9 protein-coding genes are annotated in these 11785 nt (G+C 38.0%); 5 read left to right on the top strand and 4 right to left on the bottom strand.

Going from position 1 to position 11785, the window contains the following annotated elements; all coding sequences use genetic code 11:
- Positions 1–13 precede the first annotated feature (13 nt).
- The 4 genes from DV424_RS07960 to udk are packed head-to-tail and all read right to left on the bottom strand — an operon-like array spanning position 14 to position 3620.
- Entirely contained in the window at positions 14–1204 is a 1191-nt protein-coding gene (locus tag DV424_RS07960; protein WP_118859651.1) for a sugar transporter, read from the bottom strand.
- Entirely contained in the window at positions 1204–2379 is a 1176-nt protein-coding gene (locus tag DV424_RS07965; RefSeq protein WP_118859652.1) for a hypothetical protein, read from the bottom strand. Before DV424_RS07965 ends, DV424_RS07960 begins: the two co-directional genes overlap by 1 nt.
- Positions 2380–2382: 3 nt before the next feature.
- Positions 2383–2970 carry a dCTP deaminase gene (gene dcd / locus DV424_RS07970; RefSeq protein ID WP_038439041.1) on the bottom strand — a complete coding sequence of 196 codons (588 nt, stop codon included), beginning with the start codon at positions 2968–2970 and terminating at the stop codon, positions 2383–2385.
- 8 nt (positions 2971–2978) lie between these two features.
- Complete coding sequence (udk, locus tag DV424_RS07975) at positions 2979–3620, bottom strand: uridine kinase (protein WP_005658079.1); 642 nt, start codon at positions 3618–3620, stop codon at positions 2979–2981.
- A 165-nt stretch (positions 3621–3785) separates the two neighbouring features.
- Here udk and DV424_RS07980 point away from each other — a divergent pair, with 165 nt between their 5' ends.
- From DV424_RS07980 to DV424_RS08000, 5 genes are all read left to right on the top strand, one after another.
- A complete protein-coding gene (locus tag DV424_RS07980; RefSeq protein WP_105875626.1) occupies positions 3786–4826 on the top strand; it encodes an ABC transporter substrate-binding protein in 1041 nt (346 codons plus the stop codon).
- A gap of 123 nt (positions 4827–4949) precedes the next feature.
- Entirely contained in the window at positions 4950–5984 is a 1035-nt protein-coding gene (locus tag DV424_RS07985) for an ABC transporter substrate-binding protein (protein ID WP_005627956.1), read from the top strand.
- A 63-nt stretch (positions 5985–6047) separates the two neighbouring features.
- Positions 6048–8105 carry an ABC transporter permease gene (locus DV424_RS07990; protein WP_192880670.1) on the top strand — a complete coding sequence of 686 codons (2058 nt, stop codon included), beginning with the start codon at positions 6048–6050 and terminating at the stop codon, positions 8103–8105.
- A 24-nt stretch (positions 8106–8129) separates the two neighbouring features.
- On the top strand, positions 8130–9179 hold the full coding sequence (gene fbpC / locus DV424_RS07995) for a ferric ABC transporter ATP-binding protein (protein WP_118859653.1): 1050 nt from the start codon (positions 8130–8132) through the stop codon (positions 9177–9179).
- A gap of 513 nt (positions 9180–9692) precedes the next feature.
- Positions 9693–11594: a YadA-like family protein gene (locus DV424_RS08000; RefSeq protein ID WP_118859654.1), complete on the top strand. Its 1902-nt coding sequence runs from the start codon at positions 9693–9695 to the stop codon at positions 11592–11594.
- Positions 11595–11785 lie beyond the last annotated feature (191 nt).

Genomic DNA, 11785 nt, shown 5'->3' on the forward strand with positions numbered 1-11785 from the left:
TGCGGTTATTTTTTTATTTGTTTTGCAGAAGAAATGTATGGCGATATTTTAAGTGCGTTGTAATAAAAATGATGAAACCGATTAAACCTAATGCTGCGCCCGTATAACCGATTTTGTTTAATCCTAAATAGGTTGTCGCAAGATTTCCAAATAATGCGCCTGCTCCAATTCCTGCATTGAAAATCCCTGAGTAAATAGCCGTGGCAACATCGGTTGCATCTGGTGCAAGTTTTAGTACGCGCATTTGTAAGGATAGTCCGATACAAGAAATACCGATACCCCAAATAAACACAAGACAGAACATTGCTATCATTGTTTCAGTTGAAAATAACAGGAGTAATAGAGAGAACACTAATAAACCCATTGAAAAAACAATAAATTTTGTCGGCGCAAGTCGGTAGAATCTGTTAAATAATAGGCTTGCGGCAATACCAGAGAATCCAAAAACTAATAAGACCACAGTGGCAAAATTTGGATCCAAGTGCCCGACATCAATCATGAATGGTTCGATATAAGTATAAGCGGTAAAGTGTGCGGAAATGACGATTGCCGTTGTTGCATAAAGCCAAAGTAATAATGGGCGTTTCGCAAGCAAGGGTAAACTTTCAATAGAGCCAGCATTTTTACTGGGTAAATTTGGCAATAATCGAATAATTAAAAACATGATGGATAATGCCAGTACGGCAATAATGCCAAAAGTGACCCGCCAACCGACGAGCTGTCCGACAATTCGTCCAATCGGTAAGCCTAAGATGGTGGCAAGTGCGGTGCCAATAGCGAGCATTCCTAATGCTTGAGTTTTCTTGTGTTTAGGTGCGATTCGCATCACAAGTGAAGCGGTAATTGACCAAAACACTGAATGTGCTAATGCAATACACATTCGAGCGAGAAGTAATATCCAAAAATTCCAAGCAATGACCGATAAAATATGTCCAACAATAAATATAATGAAAAGTTTGATTAGCAGGCTTTTACGTTCCATATTGCCAGTGGCAAGCATTGCAGGCAGAGACATAATTAGCACCGTCCAAGCATAAACTGTCATCATTAAACCAGTATCAGCAGTTTGCATATTAAAACTTTGTGCAATATCGCTTAACATTGCAACGGGTACAAATTCTGTAGTATTAAAAATAAATCCTGCACAAGCCATAATAAGCACACGCCACGATTGGATTTTTTCAGCTTTTAAATATAACGACATTAACGTAACTTTTCTTTAATCGCATCAATTAATTGATGGCGGAATTTTTTCGTAAAATTAATTTTATATTGTGGAGAATTGCAGTTACCAAAAAAATTGATTGGCAGGGTTAAATTTTGATAGCGTTGATCGGTAGAATTTAAATTAATATCCACATTGCATTCCATTCGATTTAAATCAATGATGCCTTTTCCTTGCCCCAAAAGTGCGGGTGTTTTTAATTCAATTTTTTCAGCAATAAGTTGATTTTGCTGGAGAAATAATTGTAAGTAAAATTGTTCAAAGCGAGTGTTTAACTCTTTGTTTTTTAACAAATCATTGTTGTAATTAATCGGGAAATATTGTGCCACCATATCCAATAGATTTACACCAAGAATTTCGCCATTTTGCACTAAAAAATTTAATTTGCCTTGAATAAGCGCAGAAGATGAAAAGCTGAAATCAAGATTAAAATCAGCGTGTCCACTTAACATTTCTGGCAAATTTAACAGCGTGAATAAGCGTTTAACAGGGAAATATTTGCCTGAAAAATTTACCGCACTTTGGTTGCCAATTTGTTGATATTTCAATACAGCTAAACAATCGTTATCGCATTGTGGTTTTATATAAGTCACCATTTGTTGGTGGGCTGTGTGGGTTTCAATATAACCGATAGGCTGATTATTTAGGTTTGCATCTACAAATTGAAGTAGGGCTGATTCTGATGTTGAGAAGTCTAAATTTGCTTTGTGGAAAGAAAAATGGAAAGTTTTTGTTTTTCCATAAATAGGTTTGTTAAATTCAATGCGAATATGGTTTTCGCCATTCAATATTACTTTTTTTGATAAAAGCTGTTTTAATGAAAAAGGCGAAACCTCTATCGATACATTGGCAGGATTTTGTGTGTTTTGAGTTAATTTGAGTTGTTGAATATTCAGTGACTGAATTGCTGTGTTGCCATATAAAAGAGGCAAAAAACTAAGTTTGGCTTCAAATTTTTGAGCTGAAAATTGCGTAGTTTTTATATTTTCAAGAGAAAGTGCGGTAGAAAATAATGATAAATTGATTGACTGAACGGCAATGTTTTGTTGTGCCAGTTGTTCACTAATGGCACTTTGCACTCGGTAAAGTTGAATATATAAAAAAGAAAAGATCGCCAAAGCGACGATCCCTACGACAAGCGCGAACTTTTTCATTGATTATTCCTTGTCTTCGTCAATACGACTGGCTACCGCACTTTGTTGATTTTTATATTTTGCATCTTTGCGGCTACTGTATGGTCGTTTTGCTTCGCCACTTAATACTTCAAAACTTAACGCACCAATGACCATATTTGGGCGTAATGCTAATGGTAATTTCCCTGAATTATAAAATTCCAGCACGATTTTTCCTTCCCAACCTGGGTCAATACGGTGTGCGGTGACGTGTACCATTAAGCCTAAACGGGCTAAAGAAGAACGACCATCTAACCAACCGATAATATTGGCGGGTAATTTCACGGATTCAAGTGTGGTTGCTAATGCTAAAGTACCTGGATGCAAGAAAAATGCTTCCCCGTCTGGGATAATAATTTCATCGCTCATTACCGATTCAAGCTGGGCGGATACTTCTTCTTTCGGGCCGCTTAAATCAATAAAAGGCGCAGAGTGTTCACGAAATACGCGGAAAGAATTACCCAAGCGAACATCAATCGTCGCACCGTTGATTTTGTCATTATTTGGACGAGGAGTTAATGAAATAATGCCATCATCGAGATAGCGTTCAATATCAGTATCGCAAAGACGCATAAGATTTCCTATTTTTGATTTAGTAAATGGAGAATTTGAGCTTTTAACATATTGATCGCAATGCGGTTTTTGCCGCCACGAGGAATAACAATATCCGCATATTGTTTAGATGGCTCAATAAATTGTAAGAACATTGGACGCACGGTCGCACGATATTGATCAATCACTGATTGTAGGGAACGACCACGTTCTTCCATATCACGTTGTAAACGGCGAATAAAACAAATATCAAGTGGTGTGTCTACGAATACAGAAATATCGGCTAATTGACGTACTCTTTCGTCCGTGAGTAATAAAATCCCTTCTAAAATTACGATTCGTTTTGGTGTGAAATGCGTTGTTTCGTTGGTGCGAGTATGTTCTACATAGCTATAAACAGGCACATCTACTGCACTGCCATTTTTTAGATTTTTTAAATGTTGGATAAGTAAATCGCGATCCATAGAGCTTGGATGATCGTAATTCGTTTTTACGCGCTCAGTCATTTCTAAATGGCTTTGATCTTTATAGTAACTGTCTTCAGTAATGATACCAATTTCTTGGCAACCTAATTCATTACAGAGCTCTTTGTGAACGGTGGAAGCGATAGAACTTTTGCCTGATGCAGATGCACCTGTGATGGCGATAATGATACAAGAGGGATTTGACATAATCGTGTTTCGATGTAAGGAAAATTCGTGCAATTATAAAGAAAAGTGCGGTAAATTTCACGTTTATTTTTTTATCCAAATTTCAAAAAGTGTGAGCTTCATCACGGTATTATTTCTATTTTTCAAGTAGGATTTGAGCATTCTATCCAATAAGGAGTACGTATTATGAAATTCAACAAAATTTCTCTTTCTGTTTCTGCCGCACTTTTAGTAGCAGGATTAGCTATTTCTGGTTCTGCTAATGCTAAAGGTCGTTTAGTTGTGTATTGTAGTGCCACCAATATTTTGTGTGAAACCACCACGAAAGCGTTCGGCGAAAAATATGATGTGAAAACATCCTTTATTCGTAATGGTTCAGGCAGTACTTTTGCCAAAGTTGAAGCTGAAAAAAATAATCCTCAAGCGGATGTTTGGTTCGGCGGTACTTTTGATCCTCAAGCTCAAGCGGCTGAATTAGGCTTAATTGAACCTTATAAATCTAAACACATTGATGAAATCGTAGAACGTTTCCGTGATCCTGCGAAAACAAAAGGTCACTATGTTTCCTCAATTTATATGGGAATCTTAGGTTTCGGTGTGAATACTGAGCGTTTGGCAAAATTAGGCATTAAAGAAGTGCCAAAATGCTGGAAAGACTTAACTGATCCACGCTTAAAAGGCGAAGTTCAAATCGCAGACCCTCAAAGTGCAGGTACAGCTTATACTGCATTGGCAACTTTCGTCCAATTATGGGGTGAAAAAGAGGCGTTTGAATACTTAAAAGCCTTGCATCCTAACGTTTCTCAATATACCAAATCGGGTATCACGCCATCACGCAACTCTGCGCGTGGCGAAGCGACAATCGGCGTGGGTTTCTTACACGATTATGCTTTAGAAAAACGCAATGGTGCGCCATTAGAATTAGTGGTGCCGTGCGAAGGAACGGGCTATGAATTAGGTGGTGTGAGTATCTTAAAAGGTGCGCGTAATATCGATAATGCGAAATTATTCGTCGATTGGGCGTTATCAAAAGAAGGTCAAGAATTAGCTTGGAAACAAGGGGATTCTTTACAAATCTTAACTAACACGACCGCAGAACAATCACCAACTGCATTTGATCCAAATAAACTTAAATTGATCAATTATGACTTTGAAAAATACGGTGCAACAGAACAACGTAAAGCCTTAATTGAAAAATGGGTACAAGAAGTTAAATTAGCAAAATAGCACGGAATAAGTGCGGTAAAAAATACTGAAGTTTTTGACCGCACTTTTTCGTATTTTTTAATGTGATTTCGTTTCCCCTCTAAGAGATTGCAAAACCTTCATTCATAAGGGAGTTATAATCAGATGAAACTATCAAAAATCGCAGTAACCTTGTCTGGTGTGATGCTAAGTGGATTAGTGTTAAGTAATCCATCTTTTGCAAAAGGACGTCTAGTCATTTATTGCAGTGCGCAAAATACGATGTGCGAGCAAGAAGCGATGGCATTTGAGAAAAAATTTGATGTTAAAACAAGTTTTATTCGTGGTGGCACGGGAACCATTTTAGCGAAAATTGATGCTGAAAAAGATAATCCTCAAGGTGATGTTTGGTATGGTGGAACGATGGATCCTCATTCTCAAGCAGGGGAAATGGGGTTATTAGAACCTTATAAATCATCCAATCTTCCTCAGATCGTAGAAAAATTCCGTGATCCAGCCAAAATGAAAGGGAATTATTCTTCAGCCATTTATTTAGGCGTGTTAGGTTTTGGTGTGAATCCAGAACGTTTGAAAAAATTGAATTTACCTATTCCAAAATGCTGGAAGGATTTAGCTAACCCAATTTACAAAAATGAAATTCAAGCCGCAGATCCACAAAGTTCTGGTACAGGTTACACTCAGCTAGCCACTTATATGCAACTTTGGGGAGAAGACGAGGCGTTTAAATTCTTAAAAGAGTTGAATAAAAACGTATCGCAATATACCAAATCTGGTAATACGGCAACACGTAATACAGCGCGTGGAGAAACGGCAATTGGTATTGGTTTCTTGCATGAATATTCTTTAGAAAAAGCGAAGGGCGCGCCAGTAGAATTAGTTGTACCTTGTGAAGGTACTGGTTATGAAATTGGCGGTGTGAGTGTCATTAAAGGTGCTCGTAATTTAGATAATGCGAAACTTTTTGTTGATTGGGCATTATCCAAAGAGGCGCAAGAATTAACTTGGCAAAAAGGTGAGGCGTATTCCATTTTAACGAACACCACCGCACAACAATCGCCTTATGCGTTAGATTTTAAATCTATTAATTTAATTAACTATGATTTTGATAAATACGGTGCGACTGATTTACGTAAACGCTTAATCACAAAATGGGTTGATGAAGTAAAATTAGCCAAATAATGATGTCACTAACGAAGTGATATGTCGCATATCGCTTCGTTTTTTTACCTTATGCGAGGTTGTATGAACGCAAAAAAACTTTCCATAATGCATTCTGCTTATTTTTGGATTATTTTATCCTTGTTGGCGTTTGCACTTCTGCCTTCCAATGCGCTTGATTACGGTTTGTTTGAAAGTACTTCAGATGAATATTTAGATGCAATGGGCTGGGCTTCTTTCAATTTAACTTGGGCTTGGTTCCTGCCTGTTATTGTGTATGGTGCTTTGCCGTTATTTAGATTGCCACAGCAAACCCAAGCAAAAACAGAGCTATTTTTGACCGCACTTTCTGTACTGTTTATGTTTATCAGTGCGACGGTGTACAAAATTAGTATGGGCTATTCTGTGATTGTGTTACTTGTGGGATATACCGCATTGGCGACACTTTCATTGGCAAAACTAAAAGTGATGCAAGGTGATAAATTTATCATCGCTTCTTTACTTTGCATTATTTTGCTCATTTTCTTCTTTATCGTTTATCCAACATTGGCGATTTTCGTTTCAATGTTTTATGACGGCGATACCTTTGCGCCACAACAAGTGATGCGTATTTTAACGCAGAGCTATATCGTTCGCGTAATTACCAATTCTCTTTTCTTATCGGGCTTTGTGGGCATCGTTTCTACTGTATTTGGTTTAGCCTTTGCGCTTTATACCACGCGTATCGCTCGTAGAACGGCATTTATCGGAAAAATTTTCTCTATTTTGCCAATTGTTACACCACCATTTGTTGTGGGATTAGGGGTAACTTTAATGCTTGGTCGTTCTGGTTATGTAACCGAATTTTTAAGTACGAATTTTGGTTTCACCAATCATAACTGGCTTTATGGTTTTAATGGGATTGCGATTGCTCAGATTCTCGCCTTTGCTCCTATTTCTTTTATGATTTTAGATGGCGCATTGAAATCGGTACACCCGTCTATTGAAGAAGCCTCTTATACGTTGCGCGCTAATCGTTATCAAACGTTCTATCAGATTATTTTTCCGTTACTGCGTCCAGCATTAGCAAATTCTTTCTTAATTGTATTCATTCAATCATTGGCGGACTTTAGTAATCCGTTAGTGTTGGGTGGAAGTTTCGATGTGATTGCCACACAAATTTATTTCTATATTGCGGGTTCACAACTTGATTATGCTTCAGCTAGTACTTTAGGTTCGATGTTGTTAATTTTCTCGTTGGCGATTTTTATCATTCAATACATTTGGATTGGTAACCGCTCTTATGTCACTGTTTCGGGGAAATCTTATCGTGGCGATGTGCAAGAACTGCCAAACGGCTTGAAATATACTATCATCGGTATGCTTGGCTTCTGGGTAATCTTTAATATGGCACTTTACGGTAGTATTTTCTACGGAAGTTTCACTGTAAATTGGGGCGTAGATTACACTTTAACCTTGAAAAACTATGCCATGTTATTCGGGCAAGGATTGAGCGATGGGGCGTGGCCGTCACTGATCAATACCTTAATCTATGCAGGTATTGCCGCACCATTAACAGCATTCTTTGGATTATTGATTGCGTACATTGTGGTGCGTAAAGATTTCCAAGGTAAAAAATCCCTTGAGTTCTTAACCATGCTTTGTTTTGCCGTGCCAGGTACCGTAGCGGGGGTCTCTTACATTTTAGCCTTCAACAATGCACCGCTTTATATTACGGGTACTGGCATTATCGTGATTATTTCAATGGTTATGCGTGATTTACCAATTGGTATGCGAGCAGCGATTGCTGGTTTAGGACAGCTTGATAAATCTCTTGATGAAGCATCGCTTTCTTTAAAAGGGAATTCATGGAAAACCTTATGGTATATCGTCTTGCCATTATTAAAACCAGCATTGCTTTCCGCGCTTGTGACTAGTTTCGTTCGTGCAATGACGACAGTAAGTGCAATTATATTCTTAGTGACTGCAGATACTCGCGTTGCTACCGCATATATTTTAAATCGTGTGGAAGACGGAGAATACGGCATCGCGATTGCATACGGTTCTATTTTAATTGTTGTGATGATGGCAATTATTTTATTCTTCGACTGGATTGTAGGCGATACGCGTATTTCCCGTTCTAAAGCGAAAAAAATGAATTAACTCGTTAAGTTGTAGGTAAATATTATGAGTAATAATGATTTCTTAGTATTAAAAAATATCACCAAAGCATTTGGTAAAGCGGTCGTCATTGATAATTTAGATTTAACGATCAAACGTGGCACGATGGTGACATTGTTAGGGCCATCAGGCTGTGGTAAAACCACCGTATTACGTTTAGTGGCAGGATTAGAAAATCCAACTTCAGGTCAAATTTTTATTGATGGCGAAGATGTAACAAAATCCTCTATTCAAAATCGAGATATTTGTATCGTCTTCCAATCTTATGCGCTATTCCCGCATATGAGCATTGGCGATAACGTGGGCTACGGCTTAAAAATGCAGGGCATTAGTAAAGAAGAACGCGCTCAGCGTATAAAAGAGGCTTTAGAGTTGGTGGATTTAGCTGGGTTTGAAGACCGTTTCGTGGATCAAATTTCGGGTGGTCAACAACAACGTGTAGCATTGGCTCGTGCTTTGGTATTGAAACCAAAAGTCCTATTGTTTGATGAACCATTAAGTAATTTGGATGCAAATTTACGCCGTTCAATGCGTGAAAAAATCCGTGAATTGCAACAACGTTTAGGCATTAGCTCGCTTTATGTGACACACGACCAAACAGAGGCTTTTGCGGTATCTGATGAAGTTATCGTTATGCATAAAGGTAAAATTATGCAAAAAGCACCAGCGAAAGAACTTTATTTACGACCAAATTCCTTGTTCTTAGCAAACTTTATGGGCGAATCCAGTATTTTCGATGGAAAATTAGAAAATGGCGTGGTGGATATTAATGGCTATCATGTACCTTTAAAAGACGCTGCACAGTTTAATTTACCCGATGGCGAATGTTTAGTAGGTATTCGCCCAGAAGCAATTTATCTTGCCGCAGAGGGCAGTGATGCTCAACGTTGTGAGATTAAAAGTGTGGTCTATATGGGCAACCATTGGGAAGTCGTCGCAAATTGGGCAGGAAAAGATTTATTGGTGAATTGTAAGCCAGAAGATTTTAATGCCGATTTAAAACAAGCTTATGTCAATTTATCTGATCACGGTATTTTCTTATTGAAGAAAGAGTAATCCAAGTATAAAAAAGTGCGGTAAAATTTCACCGCACTTTTATTGTTCCTGCTATCACAATGCTTTAGTCAAAATAGTTAAATTAAATTATAAAGTCATCATTAATATTTTTATGGAAAAGTGCGGTAAGATTTTACTGTGTTTTTTAGTTTGCTTTTATTCACTTATAAGAGTAGGCTAATGCCCATTTATTCCCCATTAAACATTAACAAACATAATAAGGAGTCTATATGAATACCAATTGGCGGAAAAACAAACGAATAAGTAAAAATATTTTTACATTATTCAAATCTAAATCAAAACATTGCACTCAAGAATTTTCTTATACATCATCTGCCTGCCTGCCTGCCTGCCTGCCTGCCTGCCTTAACAGTATCTTCCGTTCTTTTATTTTCAGCAAATAGTTTTGCGCAAGATCCATCAACCGATCAATCAGCTGAAATCCAAAAATTAAAAACAGAAATAGAGAGTTTAAAAAAGAAACTTAATCATATTAATTTAGAAAATGATAATGTGCTATTAGGCACGCCGCCAGCAAAAGTTGAAGGCAAGAAAGCAACGGCAATTGGACATGGTGCTCAAGCCGTTGCTGACCGTGCTACTGCGGTGGGAGATTCTGCAAGAGCTAGTGGAGCTGGGAGTTCAGCAATTGGATATAATACACTCGCCACGAAAGACAGTGCTGTTGCTTTGGGAAATCAAGCAAAAGCTGTGGGTAATAGCTCGGTTGCGGTAGGGCATGGTTCTGAAGCTAAAGAGTATAAATCCACTGCATTAGGCTCAAATTCCCACGCGCTAGGAGAACGAACAATTGCTATAGGTTCTAATGCTCGGGCTAATCATGAGGGTTCTGTTGCTGTAGGGGAAGATGCTTTCATTTCGGGTAAGTATTCTGAGGGGCATGGCTATAACACCAAAATATTTGGTAATTATTCTTTAACATTGGGGAATTCTACTTATATAGGCAAGCCTCAAGCTAGTGCTGGAGATGTAGGATTTCCAGGTAAAGGAAGAAAAACAAACATACCTGAATATGAAATTATGACACCTAAAAGTACAGAAAAATATGATCGTTCAATGGCAATCGGTTTAAATGCAAAATCGTTTGGAGCTAATAATCTTGCCTTGGGACAAGCGGCTGAAGCTCACGGGGATTACTCAATGGCATTAGGCATAGTTTCAACTTCAAAGGGTTTTTCTTCTATCGCAATAGGGAGAGAATCTAAGACTAATGAAAGATATGCAACGGCATTAGGCACATTTGCGGCTGCCAACGCTGAATCATCGTTAGCATTAGGCAAATTGACAGTTGCGGATAAAACGAATGCGGTTGCATTGGGTAGTTATTCAAAAACTAACGTTGATGCGGGGGTATTTGGTTATAATCCTCTTGGAAAAACAAGCCCTGATGATTTATTGGTGGGGAATACGCCAGAAGAAACCGAGAAACTGAAAGAAGCCTATGAAAATTTTTCAAACGAAGAAAAGGATGTGAAAACCGTAAAAGATGCAGAAGATGCAATGCGTGTAGAAGTTGAAAAACGTAATGATCTTTTAGTCAAATGGAATAAAAACGAAGCTGATCTTAAAGAAGTTACTAATAAGTTAAACACAGAAACAAATGATGCTAAAAAAACTGAATTAACAGCAAAAAAAGCAGAATTTGAGCAAATTCAAACTCAGTTAAGAACTGATTATGCTGCACAAACCCCTGATTATGAAGCAAAAGAAAGAGCATTAAAAGAGGCTCAAAATCAACTTCAAGCGGACAGAAAACTAGTTGGTAAAAAAATTGGTGCGTGGCAATCTACGGCGGCGGCAGTTTCTGTAGGGGATGCCGATAACGGTATTACTCGCCAAATTACCAATGTTGCCGCAGGTCGTGAAGATACTGATGCGGTAAATGTGGCACAGTTGAAAGCTTTGGAAAAATCCCAAAAAGAAATTTCTGGGAAGATAAATCAAAATGATCAAACTATGCAACAACTTGATCGCAATGTTCAAACAAATACCCAAAACATTCAATCGCTTGATCGTAATGTTCAAACAAATACCCAAAGTATTCAATCACTTGATCGCAATGTCCAAACAAATACCCAAAGCATTCAATCGCTTGATCGCAATGTTCAAACAAATACTCAAAGCATTCAATCGCTTGATCGTAATGTTCAGAAAATAGATAAAGATTTACGTGCGGGTATTGCTGGAGCAATGGCTATTGGTGGGTTATATCAGGCTTCTGTTGCGGGAACAAAGACGATCTCGGCGAGCGTAGGGAGCTTTAAAGGTCAAAATGCGGTGGCGGTAGGCTATTCACGTTTATCTGATAAAGGAGCAATAGGCGTAAAATTTAATGCTTCATTAACATCCACTGGCGATGCTGGCGTTAGTGCAGGTATTGGATATACTTGGTAGTACATACTAAAAAGTGCGGCGGAATTTCACCGCACTTTTGTAATTAAAATTAAGGGGAATGCTTTGATCTGCACCCCAAAAGTTGGACTAAATAACCAACTCACTAAGGTGCAGATTTTTTATGACCAAATACAATTTTCTTTTCAAGCAACAAGTCATCGAATTTTATCTTCAAAATGGTAAAAATAGTT

It is taken from the genome of Haemophilus haemolyticus (assembly GCF_003493605.1).
Lineage (GTDB): Bacteria > Pseudomonadota > Gammaproteobacteria > Enterobacterales > Pasteurellaceae > Haemophilus > Haemophilus haemolyticus_J.

Excerpts from the sequence above, each read along its gene's own strand:
- DV424_RS07960 (WP_118859651.1), bottom strand. The coding sequence starts at position 1,204 with ATGTCGTTATATTTAAAAGCTGAAAAAATCCAATCGTGGCGTGTGCTT.
- DV424_RS07965 (WP_118859652.1), bottom strand. The coding sequence starts at position 2,379 with ATGAAAAAGTTCGCGCTTGTCGTAGGGATCGTCGCTTTGGCGATCTTT.
- dcd (WP_038439041.1), bottom strand. The coding sequence starts at position 2,970 with ATGCGTCTTTGCGATACTGATATTGAACGCTATCTCGATGATGGCATT.
- udk (WP_005658079.1), bottom strand. The coding sequence starts at position 3,620 with ATGTCAAATCCCTCTTGTATCATTATCGCCATCACAGGTGCATCTGCA.
- DV424_RS07980 (WP_105875626.1), top strand. The coding sequence starts at position 3,786 with ATGAAATTCAACAAAATTTCTCTTTCTGTTTCTGCCGCACTTTTAGTA.
- DV424_RS07985 (WP_005627956.1), top strand. The coding sequence starts at position 4,950 with ATGAAACTATCAAAAATCGCAGTAACCTTGTCTGGTGTGATGCTAAGT.
- DV424_RS07990 (WP_192880670.1), top strand. The coding sequence starts at position 6,048 with ATGAACGCAAAAAAACTTTCCATAATGCATTCTGCTTATTTTTGGATT.
- fbpC (WP_118859653.1), top strand. The coding sequence starts at position 8,130 with ATGAGTAATAATGATTTCTTAGTATTAAAAAATATCACCAAAGCATTT.